Source organism: Bradyrhizobium sp. USDA 4501 (assembly GCF_054062115.1).
Map to the genome: position 1 here is coordinate 4,548,582 of NZ_JBSSEX010000001.1, position 25,536 is coordinate 4,574,117.

16 protein-coding genes are annotated in these 25,536 nt (G+C 64.5%); 5 read left to right on the top strand and 11 right to left on the bottom strand.

Annotated features, from left to right (window positions below):
- Positions 1 to 8: 8 nt before the first annotated feature.
- The 5 genes from ACVWZM_RS20810 to ACVWZM_RS20830 form a co-directional block, all read right to left on the bottom strand.
- A complete protein-coding gene (locus ACVWZM_RS20810) occupies positions 9 to 896 on the bottom strand; it encodes a TauD/TfdA dioxygenase family protein (protein ID WP_456782880.1) in 888 nt (295 codons plus the stop codon).
- A 78-nt stretch (positions 897 to 974) separates the two neighbouring features.
- Positions 975 to 1,673: a DUF2270 domain-containing protein gene (locus ACVWZM_RS20815; RefSeq protein ID WP_456854522.1), complete on the bottom strand. Its 699-nt coding sequence runs from the start codon at positions 1,671 to 1,673 to the stop codon at positions 975 to 977.
- A 120-nt stretch (positions 1,674 to 1,793) separates the two neighbouring features.
- A complete protein-coding gene (locus ACVWZM_RS20820; protein ID WP_456854523.1) occupies positions 1,794 to 3,344 on the bottom strand; it encodes an AMP-binding protein in 1,551 nt (516 codons plus the stop codon).
- Between the two features lie 87 nt (positions 3,345 to 3,431).
- Positions 3,432 to 4,586, bottom strand: coding sequence for an iron-containing alcohol dehydrogenase (locus ACVWZM_RS20825; protein ID WP_456854525.1), 1,155 nt, complete (start codon positions 4,584 to 4,586; stop codon positions 3,432 to 3,434).
- Positions 4,587 to 4,741: 155 nt separating this feature from the next.
- Entirely contained in the window at positions 4,742 to 5,959 is a 1,218-nt protein-coding gene (locus tag ACVWZM_RS20830) for an IS4 family transposase (RefSeq protein ID WP_456853106.1), read from the bottom strand.
- 322 nt (positions 5,960 to 6,281) lie between these two features.
- On the opposite strand from ACVWZM_RS20830, the gene ACVWZM_RS20835 reads away from it, so the two are divergent.
- Together ACVWZM_RS20835 and ACVWZM_RS20840 are read left to right on the top strand one after the other, a co-directional pair.
- Positions 6,282 to 7,045 (top strand): IS5 family transposase gene (locus ACVWZM_RS20835; RefSeq protein ID WP_139481326.1). Its coding sequence is split into 2 segments (ribosomal slippage): positions 6,282 to 6,617 and positions 6,620 to 7,045, totalling 762 coding nucleotides; the frame shifts between segments, so codons are not numbered across the junction.
- Positions 7,046 to 7,430: 385 nt separating this feature from the next.
- Entirely contained in the window at positions 7,431 to 7,736 is a 306-nt protein-coding gene (locus ACVWZM_RS20840) for a DUF6916 family protein (protein WP_229190868.1), read from the top strand.
- On the opposite strand, the gene ACVWZM_RS20845 is transcribed toward ACVWZM_RS20840, so the two are convergent.
- The 5 genes from ACVWZM_RS20845 to ACVWZM_RS20865 all read right to left on the bottom strand — a co-directional run bounded on the left by ACVWZM_RS20845 (position 7,718) and on the right by ACVWZM_RS20865 (position 18,177).
- On the bottom strand, positions 7,718 to 8,266 hold the full coding sequence (locus ACVWZM_RS20845; protein ID WP_244559027.1) for a GNAT family N-acetyltransferase: 549 nt from the start codon (positions 8,264 to 8,266) through the stop codon (positions 7,718 to 7,720). The genes ACVWZM_RS20840 and ACVWZM_RS20845 overlap by 19 nt on opposite strands.
- Before the next feature lie 7 nt (positions 8,267 to 8,273).
- The gene (locus ACVWZM_RS20850; RefSeq protein ID WP_456854528.1) at positions 8,274 to 8,807 is read right to left on the bottom strand and encodes a phage tail protein; all 534 of its coding nucleotides are present in this window, start codon (positions 8,805 to 8,807) and stop codon (positions 8,274 to 8,276) included.
- A 12-nt stretch (positions 8,808 to 8,819) separates the two neighbouring features.
- Positions 8,820 to 9,344, bottom strand: coding sequence for a phage tail protein (locus ACVWZM_RS20855; RefSeq protein WP_057021216.1), 525 nt, complete (start codon positions 9,342 to 9,344; stop codon positions 8,820 to 8,822).
- A 12-nt stretch (positions 9,345 to 9,356) separates the two neighbouring features.
- Positions 9,357 to 9,857, bottom strand: coding sequence for a phage tail protein (locus tag ACVWZM_RS20860; protein ID WP_057021217.1), 501 nt, complete (start codon positions 9,855 to 9,857; stop codon positions 9,357 to 9,359).
- A 337-nt stretch (positions 9,858 to 10,194) separates the two neighbouring features.
- Positions 10,195 to 18,177 carry a cadherin domain-containing protein gene (locus tag ACVWZM_RS20865; protein ID WP_456854530.1) on the bottom strand — a complete coding sequence of 2,661 codons (7,983 nt, stop codon included), beginning with the start codon at positions 18,175 to 18,177 and terminating at the stop codon, positions 10,195 to 10,197.
- A gap of 832 nt (positions 18,178 to 19,009) precedes the next feature.
- Between ACVWZM_RS20865 and ACVWZM_RS20870 the strand changes: the two genes are divergently transcribed.
- The 3 genes from ACVWZM_RS20870 (at position 19,010) to ACVWZM_RS20880 (ending at position 24,855) form a co-directional block, all read left to right on the top strand.
- Complete coding sequence (locus ACVWZM_RS20870) at positions 19,010 to 20,227, top strand: efflux RND transporter periplasmic adaptor subunit (RefSeq protein WP_233475753.1); 1,218 nt, start codon at positions 19,010 to 19,012, stop codon at positions 20,225 to 20,227.
- A complete protein-coding gene (locus tag ACVWZM_RS20875; RefSeq protein ID WP_028344243.1) occupies positions 20,224 to 23,397 on the top strand; it encodes an efflux RND transporter permease subunit in 3,174 nt (1,057 codons plus the stop codon). Before ACVWZM_RS20870 ends, ACVWZM_RS20875 begins: the two co-directional genes overlap by 4 nt.
- Positions 23,398 to 23,664: 267 nt before the next feature.
- The gene (locus tag ACVWZM_RS20880; protein ID WP_456854531.1) at positions 23,665 to 24,855 is read left to right on the top strand and encodes an ABC transporter substrate-binding protein; all 1,191 of its coding nucleotides are present in this window, start codon (positions 23,665 to 23,667) and stop codon (positions 24,853 to 24,855) included.
- A gap of 166 nt (positions 24,856 to 25,021) precedes the next feature.
- Here the strand turns inward: ACVWZM_RS20880 and ACVWZM_RS20885 are convergent, their stop codons facing one another.
- Positions 25,022 to 25,411, bottom strand: coding sequence for an MAPEG family protein (locus ACVWZM_RS20885; RefSeq protein ID WP_057021220.1), 390 nt, complete (start codon positions 25,409 to 25,411; stop codon positions 25,022 to 25,024).
- Between the last annotated feature and the right edge of the window lie 125 nt (positions 25,412 to 25,536).

Below are 25,536 nucleotides of genomic sequence, written 5' to 3' on the forward strand. Positions count from 1 at the left end.
CATTCACCTCACTCCGCCGCCTGCGGCGAAGGCAGGTGCATGTTGGCGACGCCATCGGCCTCGGTCGCCGAGATCGTGGTGCGAATCATCAGGCGGCCCTCATGCGCCGGCCAGGGGCGGCCGCGATGCATGGTGGCGCGGTTGTCCCACATCACGACGTCGCCCTGCTTCCATTGATGCAGATAGCTGACGCCGGGCGCGGTCGCGGCTTCGGTCAATTGCTCGATCAGCGCCCTGCCGGCCTCGGTATCCATGCCCTCGACGCCATAGGCATGGGAGGCAAGATACAGCGCGCCGCGGCCGTTGACGGGATTGCGCCAGACCATCCGCCAGCATACCGGCGGCAGCGCGTCGACTTCTTCAGTCGTTGCGAGGCCGGTGGCCACCTTGCTGCGCGAATGCGCGTAGGAGTGCCAGGCGAACGCGTTCTCCAGCCGACTTGCCGCGTCCTTGTCGAGCCGCTCGAAAGCAAGCCGCATCGAGACGAATTCGGTCTCGCCGCCATGTTCAGGAATGATGCGCGCCGACAGGATCGAGGTCAGCGCCGGCACCTGCTTGAAGGAAGAGTCGGTGTGCCAGAGCTGGTTGGCCCTGGCGCGCAGCTGCTGCCGGTGATCGGATGGAACCACCTTGCCGTCGGGCCCGAAGGTCGAGAGGATCACGAAATGCGAACCGGTGCCCATCGAACCGACCTTGGTCACCTCGGGCGGACCGAACCGGCGCGAGAAGGCGAGCTGGGTGTCGTTGCTGACCTCCTGGCCGCGGAACACCAGCACCGAATGTTCCTCGAACGCCGCGCGCACCGCCGCATAGGCGGCATCGCTGGCGGCAACGTCTGACAGCGTGACGCCGCGCAGCTCGGCACCGAATCCCGGACGCAGTGGGATCACTTCCATCGCAAGTCCTCCCTTTTCTTTGTTGTTGCGGCGAGGTTAGGGGAAAAGCCCGCGATCGGCAACGCGGCCCGCGGCGCCTCAGCCCATTGCGATCAGATTGTGCCGCGTGCGCCGGTCCGCGACCTCGATGCGATGTGTGACGAAGGCGAACAGCGCCCAGCTGGAATGGAAGGCGACACCGGCCAGAATCACGATGGCTCCGGGAATCGGACCGATCGAAGCGCGGTCCAAGATCGCGCTCATCGTGGTCAGCGGTAGCGGGTGGATCGCCAGCTTGCCGTAATAGGCGATGGCCTGGATCGCGAAGATCCAGCCATAAGTCCGTCGCAGGCGCCGGCCGATCGCTCTGACATAGCTGATGTGATAGCTGGGGCGGCGGTAGTCGTTGGCGAGCAGGTCGGTCCAGGCTGCGTTCGGTGTGGGGCCCTCGCCGCGGATCATCGGTGCGTAGAAATCGGTTTCGAGCAACCGCGCCCGGGCGCGCCAGACGTTGAAATAGCGATAGCGCCGCGCCTCGAATAGCAGGAATACGGTCACCAGCAGTCCGACCAGGACCATCGGCAAGGGCGAGGCTTCCGCACTGCTGTAGGTCGCCGACAGCGCGATCCCGGTCGTGACCACCGCCCAGTTGGTCGAACTGTCGAGACGGGTGCGCCAGACCGTGCTGCGATAGACCTCGCCACGATAGAGATGGGCGAGTGCACCGATCTCGGCGGCAGTGAATTCGAGCCTTCCGGCCTGCACCGGCTCCGGCTCGCGCGGCTGGGGCAATGGCATGGCGGCCTCCGGCGAAGCTGGCTTACGATCCCGGAGCATAGCGCGAAATCCGCGCGACCGGCGAGTCCGTTGCGTCCGTCGGCTTGGTTGGCAGCATCAGTCCGGATGCCGCACCGCCGCTCACACGATCCGCGAGGTCTTGTTGCCCCAATAGCGGTCACGCAGCAGGCGCTTGTAGAGTTTGCCGGTCGGCAGCCGCGGCAGCTCGGCTTCGAAATCCACCGAGCGCGGCACCTTCTGGCGCGACAGCGAGCCGGCGCAGAACGCGATCAGTTCCTCGGCAAGCTCCGGCCCCGGCGCGATGCCGTCGACCGGCTGCACCACCGCCTTCACTTCCTCGCCGAGATCGACATTGGGCACGCCGAACACCGCGGCGTCGGCGACCTTGGGATGGGTGATCAGGAGGTTCTCGCATTCCTGCGGATAGATGTTCACGCCGCCGGAGATGATCATGAAGGTGGCGCGGTCGGTGAGATAGAGGAAGTTGTCGTCGTCGACATAGCCGACGTCGCCGACCGTGCTCATGCTGCCGTCGGCCGAGCGCGCCTCGCCGGTCTTGGCGGGGTCGTTGAAATATTCGAATGGCGTGGCGGTCTTGAACCACACGGTGCCCGGCGTTCCCTTGGGGCAAGGCTGCATGTTCTCGTCGAGGATATACAGATCGCCGAGCAGGACCCTGCCGACGGTGCCGCGATGCGCGAGCCACTCCTCGCTGTTGCAGGCGGTGAAGCCGAGCCCCTCGGTCGCGCCGTAATATTCGTGGATGATGGGGCCCCACCATTTGATCATGTCGTCCTTGACCAGCGCCGGGCAGGGCGCGGCGGCATGGATCGCGATCTCGAGGGTCGACAGATCGTAGCGGGCGCGAACCTCCTCGGGCAGTTTCAGCAGGCGCGAGAACATGGTCGGCACCAGCTGGCTGTGGGTGATGCCCCATTGCTCGACCAGCTGCAGATAGCGCTCCGGGTCGAAGCTCTCCATGATGACGACCGTGCCGCCCATCCGGATGGTGAGATTGACCGCGGCCTGCGGCGCCGAGTGGTAGAGCGGCGCCGGCGAGAGGTAGACCATGCCCTCGCGGTAGTGCCAGAGCTTGGTCAGGAAATCGAACAGCGGCAGGTTCTGCGATGGCGGCTGCTCCGGCAGCGGCCGCACGATGCCCTTGGGCCGGCCGGTCGTGCCGGAGGAATACAGCATCGCGGTGCCGGCAAATTCGTCCGCGATCGGCGTTGATGGCAGGCCTGCGGTGGTCTCTCGCAGTCCGACAATGCGATCGCTCTCGCTTTCGCCGTCGACCACGATGCAGAGCTCGACCCGCAGGCACTCCTTCAGCGCCTCGCGCGCGATGTCGAGCTTCAGCTTCGAGGTGATCAGGATCCGCGACTGGCTGTTGGTCAGGATGTAGGCGAGTTCGCCCGCGGTGAGGTAGGAGTTGACGCAGGTGAAGTAGAGCCCGGCGCGCTCGCCGGCGCCGCAGGCCTCGAGGTAGCGGTTGTTGTTCTCCATGAAGATCGAATAATGGTCGAGCCGCCGCAGCCCCTGTTTGCGGAACAGATGCGCGAGCCGGTTGGAGCGCGCCTCGAGCTCACGATAGGTGACGGTCTCGCCGGTCCCGGCCATGATGAAGGCGGGTTGCAGCGGGCGCAGGTAAGCATGCTTGCCGGTATACATCGAACTCCAGATCCCCCTTGATCGTGCTTGTTCTTGTTTGACGCGTTTTCTTCACGCGAACCGGTACCCACTTCGCTCGAAAGCGCTCTATGCAGCCATCTCCAGAATCTCGCGAACCTGGGATGGATCGTCGATCTTGCGCGGATTGCGCGGCACCCAGGGCGTTCGCATCGCTTGCTTTGCGATGCGGTCGAAATGCTCGGGGCCGACGTGGACCTCCTGCAGGCTGCGCGGCATGCCGAGGTCGCGGATGAAGAGGTCGAGCACGTCGCCGGCGTCCGCGCCCGCATGTCCCATTGCGGCCGCGACCAGCGCGTGCCGGTCGGCATTGTCGCGCTTGTTCCAGCGCATCACCGCGGGCAGCATCACGCACGAGGTATAGCCGTGCGGCACGTCGAATTCGGTGCCGAGCACGTAGCCGATGCCGTGGCTCGCGCCCATCGGCACGCCCGAGGCGAGCGGGCCGGTGGAGAGCCAGGTGCCGATCTGGCAATCCATTCGCGCCGAAATATCCTTCGGGTCGGCTTTCACCCGCGGCAGGCCGGCTGCCAGCATCTCGAGTCCCTTCAGCGCCTGCGCGTCGCCGTAAGGATGCGCCTCGCGCGAGCAGATGCCCTCGACGCAATGGTCGACGGCACGGATGCCGGTCGACAGGAACAGCCATTCCGGCGTGTGCACCGACAGTTCCGGATCGAGGATGGTGGCACGCGGCATCACCAGCGGATGGCGCAGCATCTCCTTCTGCCGCTTGGCCTCGTTGGTGACGCCGGCGATCGACGAGAACTCGCCGCCGGCGATGGTGGTCGGCACGCTGATCTGGCGCACGGTCGGTGGGTTCATCGCGGGCGAGACGCCACCATGGGTGCGGATCGTCTCGATGCCGTCGGACGTCGTGACGTTGTTGGCGAGGCAAAGCTGCACCGCCTTGGCGCCGTCGGTGATCGAGCCGCCGCCGATCGTGACGATCAAATCCGCTTTCGCGCCGCGCGCCTGCTCCGCCGCCGCGATCACCGCGGCGCGCGGCGTATGCGCCGGCATCTTGTCGAAGGTGCCGACGCAGCGGCGCCCAAGCGCCGCGCGAACCTTCTCGATCTCGTCGGTCTCGCGGTTCAGCGTGCCCGACACCATCAGAAAGGCGCGCTCGGCGCCAATCCGGTCCAGCTGCTCGATGATGGCCTCACGCGCGGGCCGCCCGAACACGACCTCGTCCATGGCACCGAATACGACACGGCCTTGATGCAAGCGCCTGTCCTCCCTCAACACGGTCCGCCTTGCTGGCGGACCTTTGCGGCGAGGTTAGCGGAGGAAATCGGGGCCGTCATCAGGGCTCTGGGCCGGTGGCTTGATACGGTCGCGCCGCCCATTCCGCGGTCGTCCCTGCGAAAGCACTAGTGCATCTACACGTTTGTCGGGCCATTTGCGAGGATTTGGAAGCGGGCCATTCCGGTGTGGAAGGTGATTGGTCCAGGTGGACGGTGGGAGGCGTAGCCGGTCCATCCGCCGAGTTTTGCGATGATCCATGCCGCCCAAGCAAGGGTGTTGGGGCGATGGTGGTTTTTCTGAAGCTCGGTGCGACCTTTCATGGTTTTGTTGATGGCCCTGAGCGTCTCGATCTCTTCTGCGGTGAAGACAAATTCAGCCGGCAATTCTTCGCCACTGTTGCGGGCCTGAACGAGTTGAATGACGATACATGCCGCTCTGGTGGCGACCGCCACGAGCTTGATCAGGCCTTCGGCGCTCTCGATCTGACTATCCTCGATGCGCAAACCCTGGCTCTTCAGCGAGCGAAAGAGTTGCTCAATGATCCAGCGCTGGCGGTACCAGGAGACGATCTGCCAGGCGTCTTTAGCGGTGGCGACCGGATGAGTGGTCAGGAGCAGCCAGCGAATGGGCTCCGCACCTCTCGGCGGATGCAACTCGACCACTTCTACGAAGCTGAGTTTGATGCCCTCCGCCAAGTCGGTGACGCCGGGCCTCTGCGGCCGCTTGAGCACGACGGTTCCGAAGCGCATCGAGAGATGGGCCTGCCGGCCGCGCCGATCCATTCGCTGCGGCAGATCGATCACCGCGTTGTCGCAGAAGCGGCTCCGCTCGACCGCCTGATAAAGTGTGTCGCCATCGACCAGCGCATGGTCGTGCATGGCACGCGACAGAAGATGGACATTCTCAGCTGGCGTCAGCGCCCAGTGAGCAAAGAAATCCCCCTCGCGGTCGTTGACGACGGTGATCATGCGGGCATCTGCCAGGACGTCGCGGCCTTGCTCGGCGGCCGTCACCCAGCGCGCCGACTCCTTGTCGGCCAAGGCGCGCCGCTCATGCGGGATTTTTACCTTGCCTTTGCGCGTCCAAACGTTGCCGCCAGTAAGGCCAAGACAGACCCCGCTGTCGGCATCCACCGCCATCATCGCATGCAACAGCACGCCGCGAGCATTGCCCTTGCCGACTTTGCCCAGCCCGCGCCGCCGTCCCGCCTGGGTCTGGAACTTGACCTCGCTCGTATCCTGGATCGCCAGCACATGACGCCCGCTGACCGCAGTCCGCGTCTGCGTGCTCCAGCCCTCAATCAATTTATCGATCGTGACTTGGGGGTTGTTCACAAACCGCCAGAACGCCATATTGGCAGCCCAATCGCCCCGGGCCATCTGGCGCAAGCAGACGCTGCGCGTGCAAAGCATAGCCCGGAGAAGCGTCGCCCCCTTTTGTCGAGACGAACGTCCCCGAACTCACCCAAAGACAAATCCGGCTGCATCGCTGGCGCTCCTTCGAATCAAAGCGCCAGTGAGAGAATCATACAACATGCTGCAGAGACGCCACTTCTTGCTGCACCGAGTCAATCTGTCGCGCCCCAAAACCGTGTAGACACGCTAGGTGGTGTGGACTCTAAGGATTCCCTTTTAGGCGCAAATCAGATTCAAGGCTGCTTTTGGGGAGGCCGCCTTGGGTGTGATGGACCGCTTGGTATTGAGCGACGCGACATGGGAGCGGATGGCGCCGCTGATCATCGGCCGGCCTGACCAGAAGGGTTCGACCGGACGGGACAACCGGATGTTTGTGGAGGGCGTACTTTGGATCGTGCGCACTGGCTCTCCCTGGCGTGATCTTCCGGAGGTGTTTGGAGACTGGAACAGCGTGTTTCGGCGCTTCAGTCGATGGAGCATCAAGGGGGTCTGGTGGCGCATATTCGAAGCGATGTCCGGTGATCCGGACTTCGAGTATCTGATCGTCGACTCCACCATCGTCCGGGCGCACCAGCACGCCGCTGGGGCGAAAAAAGGGGGTCTGAAGATCAGGCGATCGGTCGCTCGCGCGGTGGCCTGAGCACCAAGATACATATGGCCGTTCGCGGCCTGGGATGTCCCGTACGGTTCAAGCTCACCGCAGGTCAGAAGAGCGACGTACCGCAAGCCGCCGAATTGATCGAGGGATTACCTGCCCAGGTCGTCATGGCGGATACGGCTTATGACGCCGATCACTTGCGCCAGGCGATCGCTGCCAAAGGCGCGCTCGCCGTCATCCCCAACAACCCGTCACGTGCGCTCAAATATCCGCTGGACAAGCACCTCTATGCCCAGCGTCATCTCGTCGAATGCTGCTTCTCAAAACTCAAGCAGTTCCGCCGCGTCGCAACCCGCTTCGAAAAGACCGCCCGAAATTACCTGGCCGTCGTTACTCTCGCAGCCATCGTCTTATGGATGCGATAAATGTCCACACCACCTAGTGCGAAAGCAGGGACCCATAACCACAGGGTTGCGTTGTTGAAGTGAGCTGTGGCCCGAGCGCTGGCTAAACAATTGGCATCGGTGGTTATGGGTCCCGGGTCGCGCGGAGCCTGTCATCGGGCGGCGCTTCGCGCCGACCCGTTGGCTTGCCCGGGACGACATCGAATATGTGGCACTCGCGTGAGTCATACATCCGCATCCTCGCGGCGCGCTGCATCCGAGTCTTGCGTTTACTTGCCTCCCCGTGGAAGCAGAGGACGCCCCGGAATGACGGTGAAAGCTTCAGGTCGAAATCGGATGACCGGCAGAAATCTTGACGGCAACATCGCGGCGTGTGTTACACCTCGAAAGCAACAGGGACGTGCGCATGACATCCACCGTCGATCTCGCGAAACTGCATATTGAAGACTTCACGCCGCATCAGGATGCGGAGTTCGCGATGCAGGCGGAGAGGGACCGCGTCGTGCCGCTGAAGCTCGCCAAGGTCGAGCCCGCGGGCAACAGCGGCCGGCCGGGTGGCGCATTCTCGCTGCTGTTCACGGCGCCGAAGGGCGCGTGGCTGCCGCAGGCGATCTATCCGGTGCGACATCCGGCATTGGGCGTGATCGAGATGTTCCTGGTGCCGATCGGTCCGGTCGCGGACGGCAATGGTTATCAAGCGATCTTCACCTGACGCTCTGCCGCCCGCCAGCGCATCAGGTCGTAAACGCCCTTGTCTTCCTCGGTGATGAAGCCGAGCCGCCGGTAGAGCCGCATCGCCGGGTTGAGCTTCTCGACGTGGATCGAGACGTCCTTGCCGGCGGCCTTCGCCTCGTCGATCGCGTCGCGCAGCAACGCTTCGCCGTAGCCCCTGCCGCGATGCTCGGGCAGGAAGGCGATGTCGATGATGCGGTGCTGGCTCGGCCAGCGTTCGAGATAGAACCGGCCGACGTCTTCACCCTGGCGCGCGATCACCAGCCAATCGGCGTTCGGATAGTGCTGCTGGTAGTGCGCGTGCTGGGCGCGGAATTGCTGCTCGAGAAAGGCAGCCTTGTCGGCCTCGCTCCACGGCACCGGCGCAAGTTCCTCGGCGCGCGTCGAGGCATAGAGGCGGCCGAGGAACGGCAGGTCCGCCTCCGACAGGCGGCGAAAGCCGCAACCGACTTCGGCCGCGCGCGCCCAGCCGAAGGCGGACGTGATGGTGCCTGGCGCGTCGAGAGCCAAAACGAGCTCAGCCTCGCGCCGGGAAGACGCCCTGCAGTGCGATGCAGAAGTTCAGCGTGAGGTAAGGTAGCATGTTGTTGTGCGGAAGGTTGCCGCCCGTCATGCCGATCATGGTGGCGTTCATCTGCGTCAGTGTTGGCGCCGGGCTCCCGGGCACGTAGGCGAACGCGTTGGCCGATTTGCCGAGGATGCGGGTCGGGCTCGGGACTTGAACGTCGGCCGTGTCCTGCGTACCGACGTTCACGGGGTGGTTGTGCTGCGGTATCTGGTTTTGCAGCAGCGTCACATTGGGGGAGCCGATGGTCTCGCCGAGGTCATACAGCGACAGCCCCGGGCCCTGTCCGGGCGCCAGCGGCGCGTTGCCCTGCATGTTGGGAAGCGCGAAATTCGAGGTGCCGTTGCCGCCATAGGTGACGCCGAGCAGCGAAAACAGCGCCGTGTTCTGCGAGATCGGCAGGATCTGGCCGCTGCAGAAGGCCCAGCCCTTGGGAGCGAAGTTGAACGGAAAGATGCGGATTTCGGCGACGAAGGGGTCGGCCATGGTGTCGCGCTCCTAGCCCTGGCTCGGGAAAATGCCGGACAGCGAAATGATAAAGGTGACGCAAAGCAGCGGCTGCAAATTGCTGTGCGGCAGGTTTCCGCCGGTATTCGTCAGCATTCCGCCTGCCATGGCCCCGTCGGGCGGCTGGCCGTCGATATACATCGCGATTGTGCCGGTCGTCTGATCGAGAATATTTCCCTGCGGGTTCGACGCGGTGCCGGTCTGCTTCGCGGCGATGAAGGCGTGCGAATGCTGCGGGATCGTCTGCGTCGTGAGTGTTACGTTTTCGACGCCGCCAGTCTGCCCCATGGCATAGGTCGTGCCGCTGCTGGCGGTGCCCGTGTGGATTGGCACACGGCCGCGCAGATCGGGGACCGCGAAGGTGGATTGGCCATCGCCGCCATAGGTGGTGCCGATCAGATTGAACAGCGCGTCGTACTGGGAGATCGCCAACAGGCTGCCGTCACAGAAATTCCATCCGACCGGGGCAAAGGTGCCGCCGAACATACGGATTTCGCCTAAATAGGATTCTGACATCGGCGCTTCTCGTCAATTCTGCGAGGGGAAAATGCCCTGGAGGGCAATGCTGAAATTGATCGTCAGGAACGGTTGCATGTTCTGATGGGCCTGGCTGCCGCCGGCATTGCCCACGGTCAATGGATTGAGCGGGGTGATGTCGGTCGTCGACATGCTGTAGCCGTTGTTGAAGGCACCGAGATAGGCCCCCGAATCGAGCGGCTGGCTACCGTTGCTGTTGGTGGCGTTGGCCAAATGATTGTGCTGCGCCATCTCGTTGATCGTGAGCGTGTGGCTCTCCTCGCCGCCGCGTTGGCCGAGCGTATAGCCGGGGCCCATACTTATCGGCACCCGGCCTCGAAGGTCGGGCAGGCCAAAAGTGACGCGCCCGTCCCCGCCATAGGTCGTACCTAGCAACGAGAACAGTGCCTGATTCTGAGCGATGGGAAGCAGTTGGCCGTTGCAAAATGCCCAACCCTTGGGCGCAAAGCCGAACGACATCATGCGGACTTCGGAAAGAAACGGATCGGCCATCGGTCCTCCGCGAATACGTCGTACGATTTGTGAAAAATTCGAAGCAATGATGCTGCGTGTGCAATGTCTGCACGATAGCGTGTTTTGTGGCTAGTGCAACCTCAACGATTGTCTGGTTTCCGCGATTTTTTCGATTCCGCGGCCGCGCGAGCCATTCGCAGTTCGCGACGAGACGGTATCGCTGCTGACGGGACCGTTGTCACGAATCGGACATGTCCAAGCGGACATCATGAGGCGATTGAAGTTTGCCGGGTCGACGGAAGCGCGGATCCCATCCATCTGAGGCAAGCCTGCCGGAACGCTTCGGCAGGCGTTGTGTAGTCGATACGGTGCCCGGTCAGACGATCAGGTCATGGTGCAACTGGGCGTGGTTGTCGGTCGGCGTGCCGCCCATGGCGGCAAACGTCGCCTCATGGCCGACCCACCATGGGGTGCCGGCATTGGCGTGCCCGCTGAACAGATCGGACCAGGTCTGGGTGTTCGCGGCCAGGTCCGCGTGGCTCGTGCTGGCCTGCGACGGCGTCTGGGTGAACGACGAGAAGTCGAAGCCGTCGCGGTTCAGAGTCGAGGATGTGTTGCTCTGCATGGGCATCGCCTTCGCCGATCCCACGTTGGCCTGCGTGACATCCGCGGCGGTTGGGAGCCGCCGCTCGCCGTCGGTGAGACTGATATACATCAGGTCGTTGGCATCGGATGACGACGTCAGGTCGGGGAGGCCGAGCACGTGTCCCAACTCATGGACCACGGCGGTCAATAGATCGAGATGACCGGCTGCGGCCGTCGACGAATCGGTCTGCAGATCGGAGCCGGAAGCATTGAGCGCGTGGGTGAACTCAAAATTGTCAAACGGTGTCGAATCAACAAACCAGCCATGGCCGGCGGCGTCGGCATCGATCGTGATGTGGCCGGCGCTTTCCAGGCCGACCACCTGGCCGGCGAGATCAGCGACGCTGAAGGTGACGGCATGCAGCGCGGCCAGTTGATCCGCGTCCACGCCAGCCTTTGCCCATTGGGTAATGGCCGCCGAGACGACCGAGTCGAGCTGGCTTTGCGTCAGGTGGGTTTCGCCAGGGGTCGCGATGGCGGCCTGCACGCCGCCATCCGCGGCGATCAGCGGCGACGAGCCGAAGCCGTTGGTGCTGCCCGCCGTGACGCTGATGGTCGGTGCCGTGGTGACCGTATTGTGCGCCAGGACGTAGGCTGAAATCGCGGCGGTATCGGTGGAGCCGCCGCCGTAGGACGTGCCGTCGCCCGCGTGCAGGCCGACGGTGGTGGCAAACCGATCGCGCAGCCGGATGTCGGTGCCGGTCGCGCCCGAACCGAGGAACTGATTTTCCTGGGCGCCGGTGCCGCCCAGCGTCAGCGAGACGCTCTGCGCATCGCCCGCGACCGTGCCGGCATTAAGTTCGAAGCCATGAGCGCCGAACGCACCCGGGTTGGACACCGTGTTGCCCATGACGATCGCGGTCAATAGGGCGTTGCCGCCGTTCGCAGCGTCACCGGTCTGCAGTTCGATTCCGTCGTTGTTGTACTGATACAGATGATTGTTGGTGATCGTGACGCTGGAATTGGCCCCGCCCATCGTGACGAAGCCGATGTCACTGCCCTGGGCGGAGCCGCTGTTGGCGACGCCGGCGACGCCGATCGTGTTGGAATCGATCGTGCCGTTGAACGAGCTTGCGCCTGATCCCGTGCTGATGCCGAGCGCGGTGCCGAGGGCATCACGCATGGTATTGTTGGCGATGTTGAAGGTCAGGTTGGCGTGGTCGCCGGTCCCGCCAGAGCTGATGGTGATGCCGCCGCCGCCCGAGACGATATTCTGGTTGTTGTTCGAGAAACTGTTTCCGTTCAGCACGAGGTCCGAGTTGACGCCGCCGTGCAGATCGAGCTGGAACAGGTCGCCGCGCGCCGACGTGAATGTCGAATTCTGCACGGTCGCGTTGAATGTTCCGTCGGTGGCCTGGAACACCAGGGCATCGCCCGAGCTGTTTCCGGCCGCCGAATTGGTCGCGAAGGTCGAGCCGGTAATGGTGATGCGGTTGAGTGTCTGACCGCTGTTGTTGAAGACGTGGAACGCATCGAGCGCCGCGCCCGTGAAGGTCGAATTCGTTACCGACGCCGTGCCGGACAGGCCGGTGAAGTAGACGTCGCCCTCGCCGATGCCGCCGACGTTGGTGCCGTTGGTGCCGGTCACCGTGGTGTTGCCGAGGGCAAAGCCGGTGACGCTGGTGCCGACGATGCCGTAGTTCTGGAAGTCGTGCATCGCCAGATAGGACAGCTGAACGTCCTTGGTGTTGTTCAGATAGACGCCGCTGCCCTGCGTGGTGCTGCCGTCGGCGCCGGTCTTGTTGGCGATGGTGCCGCCGCTGCCCGCCGTCGAGCCGTCGCCGGTGATGTGCAGGCCGCCGTTGCCGGCGGCGGTGCCGGTATTCGACAGGATGATGCCGTTGTTGGACCCGCCGCTCGAGGTGATGCTCTTGAGGATGAAGTTGGACGAGCCGATCTGGGTGTTCTCGACATCGAGCGCGGTGCCGGTGCCCGACGTGATGGAGTTGTTGGTGCCGGTCAGCGTGATGGTGCCGCCATGGGTGAAGCTCATGCCGGTGCCGCTGGCAGTCTTGACCGTGATGTCGGACATCGTGACGGTGCCGACATTGTTGTTGTCGTCGCTGATGCCCATGCCGGTCGAGGCCGAGGTATCGATGCTGACGCCGCTGATGCTGTGGCCCGAGGTGCCGAGCAGGTCGATGCCGTTGTCGGCGCCGGTCACCTTGATCACCGGATCGGTGCCGGTCGCAGTGTTGGCGGTCACCACGGCGCCGGTCACCGGATTGGTGAACGTCAGGGAGTGACTGCCGCCGACCAGGTTGACGCCATTGGCGAGGTTGATGCCGTTGGCCTCGGTATAGGTGCCGGACCTCAGCACGACATAGTCGCCAGAGCCGGCCGGATTCGCCGCGTTGTAGGCGGCGATCGAGGTGTATGGATCGGCCGCGGTGCCGAGATTGGCGCTGTTGGCCAGCGCCGTGGGCGAGTTGTCGATATAGAACACCTGCGGGACGACGCCGACGTGGAAGGTCTGGGCGCCCGACGTGAGCGGCCCGCCGGTGCCGGTGTTGCCGTTGTCGTTGATGTTCAGCGTGACGGTATCCGAGCCGGTGAAGCCGTCGTCGCTGTTGTATGTCAAGGTCGCCAGCGCGGTGTTGACCTGTGCGACGGTGCCGGTCAGCGTCACCGTGTGGCTGCTGTTGTTGGTGGAGCTGGCGAGCCCGGCGGTATTGAAGGTCAGGTTCGCATGGCTCGAGGCAATCGTCGCCGTGACGTTGCCGCTGGCGGCATCGATGTCGGCGACCGAAAGTCCTGAAATCGCGAAGTCGGTGTGCGAGAATGCCGTGCCGATCGAATTGTCCGCCGGCACCGACGCGGTGGGTCCGTCGTCCACCGCGGTGACGCTTCCCGTCGTCGATCCCGTCCCGGTGTTGCTGCCGCCATTCGCGGTACCGCCGTCATCGTGCACAGTCAGGCTGTAGGAGCGCGCGGCGGTGTCGGGGTTTTCGCTGGTGTTGTTGAACTGGATCAGGTCCAGCGCCGCATTGTAGTGCGCAAGCGTGTCGGTACCGGTGAAGCTGATCGTTTCGGTACCGGCGGTGCTGGTGATCTCGAAGTGGATGCCGCCGATATCGCCGCTGTTGCCGGCGTGGCCTGCGATCGACAGCGCATCCGACGGCTTCAGATTGTTCAGAACGAAGGTCGCATCGGTCAGGTTATTGCCTTCGGCGTCCGTGATCGTCAGGTTCGGCGTGATCGTGACCGGCGTCGAGTTCGCTGCCGGCGTGCCGTTCGGCGGCTCGGAGAAGCCGGTGATGGCACCGAAGCTCACGACCGGCGCATCGTTGACCGGCGTGACGTGGATGGTCGAGGTCGAGGTGTTGCTGCTGTCGGTGCCGTCGGTGACCGTAAAGCTGACGGTGCGATCCGCCCCGGATGGGTTGTCGCTCGAGTTGAAATAGGTGATGGAATCGAGCGCGGCCTTGTAGTTGGCGACGCTGGCGGAGCCGGTCAGCGTCAGCACGCCGGTCCCGGAATTGTACGAGCCGGTGATGCCGTTCTGGTTGACGAAGCCCAGCACGTCCTGGCCGGCGGCGAAGCCGCCGGTGATCTGCACCGTAGCGCCGGTCAGATTGGCGCTGTCGACGTCGGTCACGTTGACCGACGCATCGATCACGGTCGCGGCCTGGTTTTCGGTGTAGTTCAGCGTGCCGCCGGCGGTCGTGACCGGCGGATCGTTGACCGGCGTGACGTTGATGGTGCCGGTGACCGGCGTGGAGGTCGCCGTGCCGTCGTTTGCGATGATCGTGACGGTGCGCGCCAGGCCCGACGGGTTGTCGCTGGTGTTCTGATAGGTCACCGAGGCGAGCGCCGCCTGATAATCGGCGACGCTGGCGGTGCCTGTCAGCGTCAGCATGCCGGTTCCCGCATTGAACGAGCCGGTGATGCCGTTCTGGGACGTAAAGGCGAGGACGTCCTGACCGTTCGCGTAGTTGCCGGTGATCTGCACCGTCGCGCCGGTCAGCGTAGTGTTGTCGACGTCGGACACGATGATCGCCGGGTCGAACGCGGTCGCGGCCTGGTTCTCGGTGTAATTGAGGGTGTGACCGGTGACGACGGGCGGGTCGTTGACCGGGGTGACGTTGATGGTGTCGGTGACCGGCGAGCTGTCGAGCGTGCCGTCGTTGGTCGTGATGGTGACGGTGCGCGCCAGCCCGGACGGATTGTCGCTGCTGTTGATGTAAGTCACCGACGCCAGCGCGGCCTGGTAGTTCGCGACGCTGGAGGAGCCGGTCAGCGTCAGCGTTCCGGTCGCGGCATTGAACGAGCCGGTGATGCCGTTCTGGTTGGTGAAGCCGAGGACATCCTGGCCGCTGGCATAGTTGCCGGTGATCTGCACCGTCGCGGACACCAGATTGGCGTCATCGCCGTCGGTGACGGTGATCGCCGAATCGATCACGGTCGCGGCCTGGTTCTCGGTGTAGTTCAGCGTGTGGCCGGCGGTGACGACCGGCGCCTGGTCGACCACGACGGCGATGGTGAAGGTCTGCTGGCTGTGCAGCGTACCGTCGCTCGCATCGACCGTGACGTCATAGGACGGGTCGGCAATGTTGATCTTGCTGGGATCGGCGACCGTGATCTTGCCGGTGGTCGCATCGATGGTGAAGCCGCCGCCGGAAGTGTCGCCGACCAGCGAATAGGTCACGGCGGGGCCGTTGACGTCCGTCGAGGATGCCGTGACGCTGGTTCCCGCGCCGACCGGTGCGTTGACCGCAACGCGGTTGGCGCCGGCGTCGGCATCGACCGGGGTCGACGGCGCGACGTCGGTGACGGCGATGGTGAAGGTCTGCGAGCTCGTGAGCAAACCGTCGCTGGCCTGCGCGGTGACGGTGTAGGCGTGCCCGGCCGGGCTTTCGTAATCGATCTTGGAGCTGTCCGCGACGGTGATGACGCCCGTCGTCGCGTTGATGGTGAAGCCGCCGCCGGAGGTGTCGCCGATCAGCGACCAGATCACGGCCGGGCCGTTGACGTCGGTTGCCGCCGCGGTGATGCCGACGGTCGAGCCGTTGGCAGCGCCTTCGGCGATCGTGTTGGTGCCGGCGTCGGCATCGACCGGGGTCGACGGTGCGGCGTCGTTGACGGCGATGGTGAAGCTCTGCGAGCTCGCCAGCGTGCCGTCGCTGGCCTGCGCGGTCACCGTGTAGGAATGGGTCGGGCCGCTGCCCTCATAATCGATCTTGGTCGGGTCGGCGACGGTGATGACGCCGGTCGTCGGGTCGATGGTGAAGCCGCCGCCGGAGGTGTCGCCGATCAACGACCAGGTCACGGCCGGGCCGTTGACGTCGGTCGCGTGCGCGGTGATGCCGACCGCAGTGCCGGCGGCCGCGCCTTCGACAACGCTGTTGGCGGCGGCGTCGCCGTCGACCGGCGTCGATGGCGCAACATCCGCGATGTTGATGGTGAAGGTCTGCGAGCTCGCCAGCGTGCCGTCGCTGGCTTGCGTGGTGACGGTGTAGCTGCCGCCCGAGCTTTCGAAATCGAGCTTGCTCGAATCGGCGACCGTGACGACGCCGGTTGCGGCATTGATGGTGAAGCCGCCGCCGGAGCTGTCGCCGATCAGCGAATAGGTCACGGCCGGACCGTTGATGTCGGTCGCCGACGCGGTGATACCGACGGTCGAGCCGTTGGCTGCGCCTTCAATGACGGTGTTGGCGCCGGCGTCGGAGTCGACCGGGGTCGACGGCGCGACGTCGGTGACGGCGATCGTAAAGGTTTGCGAGCTCGCCGTCGTGCCGTCGCTGGCCTGCGCGGTGACGGTATAGGAATGGGTCGGACCGCTGCTCTCGTAATCGACCTTGGTGCTATCCGCGACGGTGATGACGCCGGTTGTCGCGTCGATGGTGAAGCCGCCGCCGGAGGTGTCGCCGATCAGCGCATAGGTCACCGGCGGGCCGTTGACGTCGATCGACGACGCCGTGACACCGACGGTCGAGCCGTTGGCGGCGCCTTCGGCGATCGCATTGGCGCTGGCGTCGCTGTCGACCGGGGTCGAGGGCGGGGCTTCGGTGACGGCGATGGTGAAGGTCTGCGAGGTCGCAAGGGTGCCGTCGCTGGCCTGCGCGGTAACGGTATAGGCGTGGCCGGGCGCGCTTTCGTAATCGAGCTTGCTCGGGTCGGCGACGGTGATGACGCCTGTTGTCGCGTTGATGGTGAAGCCGCCGCCGGAGCTGTCGCCGGTCAGCGAATAGGTTACCGCCGGGCCGTTGATGTCGGTCGAGGATGCGGTGACGCCGACCGTGGTGCCGACGGCCGCACCTTCGACGACGGTATTCGCGGCAGCATTGCTGTCGACCGGGGCCGACGGCGCAACGTCGGTGACGTTGACGGTAAAGGTCTGCGTGCTGGTCTGCGTGCCGTCGCTGGCCTGCGCGGTGATCGTGTAGGCGTGGCCGGGCGCGGTTTCGAAATCGACCTTGGTGGGATCGACGACGGTGACGACGCCGGTCGCGGCGTTGATGGTGAGGCCGTGGGCATCGCCGACCAGCGAATAGGTCACGGTGCCGCCATTGATGTCGGTGGCGTGCGCGGTGATGCCGACGGCGGTGCCGATGGCGGCGCCTTCGACCACTGTGTTGGTCGCGGCGTCAGAGTCGGTGGGAGCCGACGGCGGGGCGTCAGTCACGCCGATCGTGAAGGTTTGCGTCGTCGTGGTCGCGCCACTCGTCGCCTGCACCGTGATGGTGTAGGCGTGGCCCGGCGCGCTCTCGTAATCGAGCTTGTTCGGATCGGCGACGGTGACGACACCCGTCGTGGCATTGATGGTGAAGCCGCCGCCGGAGGTGTCGCCGGTCAGCGAATAGGTGGTTGCGGGGCCGTTCGGATCGACCGCGGAGGCGGTGATGCCGACCAGCGTATTGACGGCAGCGCCTTCGACGACGCTGTTGGCGGCGGCATTAATGTCGACCGGGGTGCTGACCGCCACGTCGTTGACGTTGATCGTGAAGCTCTGCGAGCTGACGCCGCCATGGCCGTCGCTGGCCTGGACCGTGATGGTGTAGGCGTGGCCCGGCGCGGTCTCGAAGTCGATCTTGGCGGAATTGGCGACGGTGACGATGCCGGTGGTGGGATCGATTTTGAAGCCGCCATTGGAGGAATCCGATGTCAGTGAGTAGGTGACGCCGGGGCCGTTGACGTCGGCCGACGACGCGGTGATGCCGACCGAGGTGTTGACCGCGGCGCCCTCGTTGACGGCGTTGGCGGTGGCGTTGCCGTCGGTCGGTGTCGAGGGCGGCGCATTGCTGACCGCGATCGTGAAGCTCTGCGACGAGACGAAGATACCGTCGGTCGCCTGCACATTGACGACATAGCTGCCGCCGGAGCTCTCGAAATCGACCTTGGAGGGATCGGCAATCGAGACCACGCCGGTATTCGGATCGACCTTGAAGCCGCCATGCGAGGAATCGAACGCCAGCGAATAGGTGACCGGAAGGCCGATCAGGCTGGTGGATTGCGCGGTGATGCCGACCGATGTATTGGCTGCGGCGCCCTCAACGACCGTGTTGGCGCCGGAATTGGCGTCGGTCGGTGGCGACAGGAAGCCGGGCACCGGCGGCCACGGCGTGCCGGGAGGACAGCCCAGGTAAAGATATTGCAGACCATACGTATTGACGAACGCCTGCGCGGCCGGATCCAGAATGATATTGCCGCTCGGATCGAGATGAAGCTCGGGGCGGGTTAAACCACCGATTGTATAGGCAGGTATGGTCGTCATGAGCACTCCCGCAATCGGCGTGAAAGCCGATCAACTAACTACAATTTTTGGGGACGACGAGGTGTGAAGCAGTTCACACGCTGAGGTTGACTACTTGCGATCCGAGATCGCACCGATCCGCTCGCAATATGCGGACACCGCGACGGTTGCGGAGTCCCGACATCAGCAAGTTCAAATGCGCTTGCCATTACGTAATCGCTTCCACTCACTCACGCCGCGAGAAAAGCCCAATGAATGTTCGAGAAAAGCGCGGCGGCCAAGAAAATTTACCGGCTGGCAACCACGACCGTATTGTCGATGCTTCCGAGTGTCAATGTGTGTCCACGTGACACCGCGCCGTTAACCACGATTCGGCCATGCAGCGGGAGGTAGAGTGTGGGAACTCGACCATTTTTAATCTTGTGCGACCCCCGGTGGTTTCTGCGCCGCAGGCGGAATTGTCGTTGTGTGACGAACATGTGTCGGTGATTCGCCTTGGGATTGATTCCCGGCAAGCCGTCTGTGATCTCTCCTCACCCGAAAGGCCAGTGAATCTGTCCCTTCCTGTCGTCACGGCTTCGCGATCACGTCGTAAGGCTTTCAGATTGCGCAACTATTCGCTTGATCCGGCGGCCATCTTGAACAGACTGGGGAGCGGCTACATCTGTGACGTCCGCTGCCGCGACATTGCGGTGGTCCATCCGCGTTGAATCACCGCAAGTTTAATTGCGACTTTCGTAGCCCTGCACTGATCCTTGGGGAGAGGGAATTGAGTTCGATTGACAGAACGGGGCGTGTGGCTCCGGTGACCGGCGTCGAGCGTCATTCGCTTCGCCGCCATGCCTCATGCGGCCTGTCGCTCAGGCCTTGGCTTGGCCTTGCGCCGATCGGGCTGCTGGCGGCGCTGGCGCTCGGCGGCTGCGACAACAAGAGCGCGCAATCGCAGGCCGCGCCTCCGCCGCCACCTGTGACCGTCGCGCAGCCGGTCAAGCGCACCGTCACCGACTGGGACGAGTTCACCGGCCGCTTCGAGGCGATCGAGGAGGTTCAGGTCCGCGCCCGTGTCGGCGGCTTCGTCAACAGCGTCGAGTTCAAGGATGGTGCGATCGTCCACGCCGGCGATCTGCTCTACATTATCGACCCGCGGCCGTTCGAGGCGGTCGTGCTGCAGGCCGAAGGCCAGCTGGCCGACGCGCGCGCCAAGGGGGAGCTTGCCAAGCGCGATCTCGAGCGCGGGCTGAACCTCGTGCAGACCAGCGCGGTCTCGGAGCAAGTCGTCGATCAGCGCCGTCAGGCGTTGCAGGCGGCACGCGCCGCCGAGACCCAGGCCGAGGGCACGCTGAAGGCCGCGCAGCTCAACGTCGAATTCACCCATGTGCTGGCGCCGATCACCGGCCGCGTCAGCCGGCATCTGGTCACTCCGGGCAATCTCGTGCAGGGCAGCGAGGGCGGCGCGACGCTGCTGACCTCGATCGTGTCGCTCGATCCGATCTACATCTATTTCGACGTCGACGAGGCGACCTATCAGCGCAATAGCAAGCTGTGGTTCGAAGGCAGGCGGCCGAGCTCGCGCGACACCGCGAACCCGGTGCAGGTGACGCTGACCGGCGAGACCAAGCCCTCGCATGAAGGCAAGATGGACTTCCTCGACAACCGGCTCGACGTCTCGACCGCGACGCTGCGCAGCCGCGCGATCATTCCGAACAAGGATCTGTCGGTCCTGCCCGGCCAGTTCGGCCGCGTCCGCATCATCGGCTCCTCGCCCTATGAGGCGCTGTTGATCCCGGACAGCGCTGTTGCCACCGACCAGTCGCGCAAGATCGTGTTCGTGGTCAAGGACGACAACACGGTGGAAGCAAGAGCGGTCACGCTCGGGCCGCTCGACGATGGCTTGCGCGTCGTCCGCGAAGGCCTCAAGGCGGAGGATCACGTGATCGTCGACGGCCTGCAGCGCGCCCGCGTCGGCGCCAAGGTGACGCCGAAGATGGCGCAGGCTCCGGCGGATTCCAAGCCCGCCGCAGGCGACAAGCCCGCGGCCGCTGACAAGCCCGCCTCAGGTGCCAAACCATGAATCTCGGCAGGCTCTCCATCAACCAGCCCATCCTCGCGATGGTGCTGTCGATCGTGCTGCTGATCGTCGGCGCGATCGCCTATCCGACGCTGCCGGTCTCGGAATATCCGCAAGTGGTGCCGCCGACCGTCGTCGTCACCACGCAATATCCGGGCGCCTCGGCGCAGACCGTGTCCGACACCGTCGCCGCCCCGATCGAGCAGGAGATCAACGGCGTCGAGGACATGCTGTATCTCTACAGCCAGGCGACGTCGAACGGCCAGCTCACCATCACAGCGACCTTCAAGCTCGGCACCGACCTCGACAAGGCCCAGGTGCTGGTGCAGAACCGCGTCGCGATCGCGCAGCCGCGGCTGCCCGAAGAGGTGCAGCGCAACGGCGTGACCACGCGCAAGAACTCGCCCGACATCCTGATGGTCGTGTTCATGCTGTCGCCCGATGACACGTTCGACCAGCTCTACATCTCCAACTACGCGCTGCTGCAGGTCCGCGACCAGCTGTTGCGGCTCGATGGCGTCGGCGACATCCAGATGTTCGGCGCGCGCGATTACTCGATGCGGCTGTGGCTCGATCCCGACCGGATCGCCAATCTCGGTCTGACCTCGACCGAGGTGCTGGCGGCGATCCGGGCGCAGAACCTGCAAATCGCCGGCGGCCAGATCGCCGAGCCGCCGATCGCCGATCGCGCATTCCAGCCGAACCTCGTCTTCACCGGCCGCCTCAAGGACATCAGGCAGTTCGAGGACATCGTGGTGAAGGCCGGCTCCGACGGCCGCACGGTACGTCTGCGCGACGTCGCCCGCGTCGAGCTCGGCGCGCTGTCCTACGCCACCAACAGCTTCCTGCTGCGCAAATCCGCGGTCGCCCTGCTGGTGACGCAACGGCCCGGATCGAACGCGCTCGCCACCGCCAAGAGCATCTCCGACACGATGGAGCGGATGAAGGCGAGTTTCCCGAAGGGGCTCGACTACAATATCGGCTACAACCCGACCGAATTCATCGCCCAATCGGTCCACGAGCTGATCAAGACGATCTACGAGGCCATGGCGCTCGTCGTCATCGTGGTGCTGGTGTTCCTGCAGGGATGGCGGCCTGCGATCATCCCGATCATCGCGATCCCGGTGTCGCTGGTCGGCACCTTCGCGGTGATGGCGGCGCTCGGCTTCTCGATCAACAATCTGACGCTGTTCGGCCTCGTGCTGGCGGTCGGCATCGTGGTCGACGACGCCATCGTGGTGGTCGAAAATGTCGAGCGGCATCTCGAGCACGGCATGAGCAGGCGCGACGCTGCGCTCAAGACCATGGAGGAGGTCGGCGGCGCGCTGGTCTCGATCGCGCTCGTGCTGTGCGCGGTGTTCGTGCCGACCGCCTTCCTCGGCGGCATTTCCGGGCAGTTCTTCCAGCAATTCGCGGTCACCATCGCGGTCGCGACCGCGATCTCCTGCTTCTGCTCGCTGACGCTGTCGCCGGCGCTGGCCTCGCAGATCCTGGTGCCGCATGAGGAGAAACGCCCGCCGGCGCGCTGGAACATTATCGCGCGCGGCTGGGACAGCTTCACCGCGCTGTTCAACCGCGTGTTTGACCGGCTCGCGCACGGCTATGCATCGGTGGCCGACTTTGTGATCCGGCATACGGTGGTGATGCTTGCGCTCTACCTCGTACTTATCGGCAGCGCCGGCTGGCTGCTCGCGACCACCTCGCAGGGCTTCATTCCGGCGCAGGACCGCGGCTACGTCATCATCTCGGCGCAGCTGCCGGGCGCCGCGTCGCTGGCGCGGACCACCGCTGTTGTGCGCGAGATCGAGCGGATTGCGCTGGATACGCCGGGCATCGTTCGCGTCGCGGCTTTCGCCGGCTTCTCCGGTGCGACGCGCACGCAGCAGGGTAACGCCGCGGCGCTGTTCCCGGTATTCGACGAGCCGGAGGCGCGCCTGAAGAAGGGGCTGACGGCGAACGCGATCACGGCCGAATTGCGCAAGCGTCTGTCGGTGATCCAGGGCGCCTTCATCATCGTCATTCCGCCGCCGGCCGTGCCCGGCATCGGCACCGGTGGTGGCTTCACCATCCGCGTCCAGGACCGGCAGGGGCGCGGACCCGAACTGCTGGCTTCCGCGACCGATGAATTGGTGACAGCCGCGCGCAAATCGCCGTCTCTCACGTCGGTGTTCTCGCCGTTCACCGCGAACACGCCGCAGCTGTTCGTCGACATTGATCGCGTCAAGGCGCAGAAGCTCGGGGTGCCGATCGCCAACATTAACGACACGATCCAGACCTATTTTGGTTCGACCTATGTCAACGACTTCAACCTGTTCGGCCGCACCTATCACGTTACCGCGCAAGCCGATCTGCCGTTCCGGAAAGACAGCCCCGATCTCGCAAGGCTGCGCACCCGCAACGTCGCCGGCGACATGGTGATGCTCGGCAGCATCGTGGACTTCAAGGACGTCTCGGGACCCGACCGCGTCGCGCGCTACAATCTGTACTCGGCGTCCGAACTGCAGGGTGAGCCGGCACCCGGCGTGAGCTCGACGACGGCGCTCAACACCATCAAGCAGCTCGCCGACCAGACATTGCCGAGCGGCTTTTCGTTCGAGTGGACCGACCTGTCCTATCAGCAGGTGACCGGCGCCAATGCCGGCCTCTACGTGTTCCCGATCTGCGTGCTGTTCGTCTATCTGGTGCTGGCCGCGCAATATGGCAGCTGGACCTTGCCGTTCGCGGTGATCCTGATCGTGCCGATGTGCCTGTTCGCGGCCACGATCGGCGTGCGCCTGATGGGCCAGGACGTCAACATCCTGACCCAGATCGGCTTCGTGGTGCTGGTGGGGCTGGCCGCCAAGAACGCGATCCTGATCGTCGAATTTGCACGCGACATCGAGCTCGAGGGGAGGTCGCGGCTGGACGCGGTGATCGAGGCCTGCCGGCTCCGTCTGCGGCCGATCCTGATGACCTCGTTCGCCTTCATCCTCGGCGTGCTGCCGCTGGTGGTATCGACCGGTTCGGGCTCGGAGATGCGGCAGGCGGTCGGCGTTGCCGTGTTCTTCGGCATGCTCGGCGTCACCCTGTTCGGCCTGATCTTCACGCCGATCTTCTACATGGTGGTGCGCAACCTCGCGGAAGGAAAGAACGAGGGCAAGCCGGCCGAGCCCAAGGCAACCGTGGCGGGTTGAGGGCGGCACCCAACGTTCCGCAGCAGCAAGTCCTTCCCCGTCATCCTGAGGAGCCTGCGAAGCAGGCGTCTCGAAGGATGCACGGCCACCGGCCGGGCCGTCGACCCTTCGAGACGCGCGTTCCGCGCTCCTCAGGGTGACGGGAAGCTAGCAAGTGCTGTCGACGCAGCCCATACTTTTGGCTGAGCGGAAAGAGATGGGCAGGCGTGGGGTTATAAAATAATGTCGCGCCGATTTTCCTGATAGAAACTGCTGGGAGAGCATAGAATGAAGTCCGGATTTTTGGCCGCAGTCGCGGCCTGCAGCCTGATGCTTGCGGCGCCGGCGATGGCCCAGGGCGTCAAGATCGGCATCCTGAACGATCAGTCCGGCGTCTATGCCGACTACGGCGGCAAATATTCGCTCGAAGCCGCGCGGATGGCGGTCGAGGATTTCGGCGGCGAGGTGCTGGGACAGAAGATCGAGATCGTTACCGCCGACCATCAGAACAAGCCGGATCTTGCGACCGCGATCGCGCGGCGCTGGTACGAGGTCGAGAACGTCGACATGATCACCGAGCTCACGACGTCGTCGGTCGCGCTCGCGGTGCAGGAGCTGTCGAAGGAAAAGAAGAAGATCGACATCGTGGTCGGCGCGGCGACCTCCCGTATCACCGGCGATGCCTGCACGCCCTACAGCTTCCACTGGGCCTATGACACCCGCGCGCTCGCCGTCGGAACCGGCGGTGCGCTGACGGAAGCCGGCGGCAACACCTGGTTCTTCCTGACCGCCGACTACGCCTTCGGCTACGCGCTGGAGAAGGACACCAGCGACATCGTCACCTCGAAGGGCGGCAAGGTGGTCGGCTCGGTCCGCGTGCCGCTCAATTCGTCGGACTTCTCGTCCTTCCTGCTGCAGGCGCAGAGCTCGAAGGCCAAGATCATCGGGCTCGCCAACGCCGGACTCGACACCACCAACTCGATCAAGCAGGCGGCCGAGTTCGGCATCGTGCGCGGCGGCCAGAAGCTTGCCGGCCTGTTGATGACGCTGTCGGAGGTGCACGGTCTCGGGCTCGAGGCGGCGCAGGGTCTCGTGCTCACCGAGGGCTTCTACTGGGACCACGACGACGCCTCGCGCGCCTTCAGCGAGCGCTTCTTCAAGCGCACCAGCCGGATGCCGAGCATGATCCATGCCGGCACCTATTCGGCGACGCTGAGCTATTTGAAGGCTGTGAAGGCCGCCGGCACCAAGGACAGCGAGGCGGTCGCCGCCAAGCTGAAGGAGCTGCCGGTCGATGACGCCTTCGCCAAGGGCAAGGTGCTCGCGAACGGCCGCATGGTGCACGACCTCTATCTGTTCGAGGTCAAGAAGCCCTCGGAGTCGAAGAAGCCGTGGGACTATTACAAGCCGATCGCCGTGGTGCCCGGCGACAAGGCCTTCTTCACCGCCAAGGAAAGCGGCTGCCCGCTGACCAAGTGAGGCGAATATCCACGGGTGGTGTCGTCCTGGCGAAAGCCAGGACCCATTACCCCGATTGGATGTTATTGCACCACGCTGTGGCCATCAGATTGCCCATAACCACGCTCTGTGGTTGGGTCCTGGCTTTCGCCAGGACGACGGTAGTGGTTATGGCGCGACCGCGCCTTCAATGCGCCAGCCGCCACACCGCGCCGCCGATCGCGCCAACCCAGAGGATGACGCAGGCGAGCGCCTGGATGGCGAAGCCGGGGCTGCGTTTCGCCACCGCTTCGCGATAGCCGATGAAATAGACGATGCGGCCGATCACCCAGATCGCGCCGACCGCCGCCGCGGCGGCATCGCCGACATAGACCGCGAACAGCCAGAGCGACGGCAGGAAGATCGGCATCCATTCCAGCGTGTTCATCTGGATGCGGTAGATGCGCTCGAAATCCGGATTTCCCGTGATCGCCGGCAGCTTGACCCCGTAGACCGCGCGGGCGCGGGCGACCTGCAGCGCGAAGAAGAAGTGCAGCGCGACCGCAAGGCAGGTGACGATGGCGGTGTAGTGGTACATGTCAGGCGTGTCCTCTTTCCATTGGCCCCGATGTCATGACGGGACAGCGAAGCCCGGTGTGACATGCGGCCTTGCTTTACCTCTCCTCGCGCGCGGGGAGAGGTCGGAACGCATCGTCAGATGCG

What these genes read in the sequence shown, in the direction of transcription:
- ACVWZM_RS20810 (WP_456782880.1), bottom strand. Translation starts at nt 896, where the DNA reads ATGGAAGTGATCCCACTGCGTCCGGGATTCGGTGCCGAGCTGCGCGGC.
- ACVWZM_RS20815 (WP_456854522.1), bottom strand. Translation starts at nt 1,673, where the DNA reads ATGCCATTGCCCCAGCCGCGCGAGCCGGAGCCGGTGCAGGCCGGAAGG.
- ACVWZM_RS20820 (WP_456854523.1), bottom strand. Translation starts at nt 3,344, where the DNA reads ATGTATACCGGCAAGCATGCTTACCTGCGCCCGCTGCAACCCGCCTTC.
- ACVWZM_RS20830 (WP_456853106.1), bottom strand. Translation starts at nt 5,959, where the DNA reads ATGGCGTTCTGGCGGTTTGTGAACAACCCCCAAGTCACGATCGATAAA.
- ACVWZM_RS20840 (WP_229190868.1), top strand. Translation starts at nt 7,431, where the DNA reads ATGACATCCACCGTCGATCTCGCGAAACTGCATATTGAAGACTTCACG.
- ACVWZM_RS20850 (WP_456854528.1), bottom strand. Translation starts at nt 8,807, where the DNA reads ATGGCCGACCCCTTCGTCGCCGAAATCCGCATCTTTCCGTTCAACTTC.
- ACVWZM_RS20855 (WP_057021216.1), bottom strand. Translation starts at nt 9,344, where the DNA reads ATGTCAGAATCCTATTTAGGCGAAATCCGTATGTTCGGCGGCACCTTT.
- ACVWZM_RS20860 (WP_057021217.1), bottom strand. Translation starts at nt 9,857, where the DNA reads ATGGCCGATCCGTTTCTTTCCGAAGTCCGCATGATGTCGTTCGGCTTT.
- ACVWZM_RS20865 (WP_456854530.1), bottom strand. Translation starts at nt 18,177, where the DNA reads ATGACGACCATACCTGCCTATACAATCGGTGGTTTAACCCGCCCCGAG.
- ACVWZM_RS20875 (WP_028344243.1), top strand. Translation starts at nt 20,224, where the DNA reads ATGAATCTCGGCAGGCTCTCCATCAACCAGCCCATCCTCGCGATGGTG.
- ACVWZM_RS20880 (WP_456854531.1), top strand. Translation starts at nt 23,665, where the DNA reads ATGAAGTCCGGATTTTTGGCCGCAGTCGCGGCCTGCAGCCTGATGCTT.
- ACVWZM_RS20885 (WP_057021220.1), bottom strand. Translation starts at nt 25,411, where the DNA reads ATGTACCACTACACCGCCATCGTCACCTGCCTTGCGGTCGCGCTGCAC.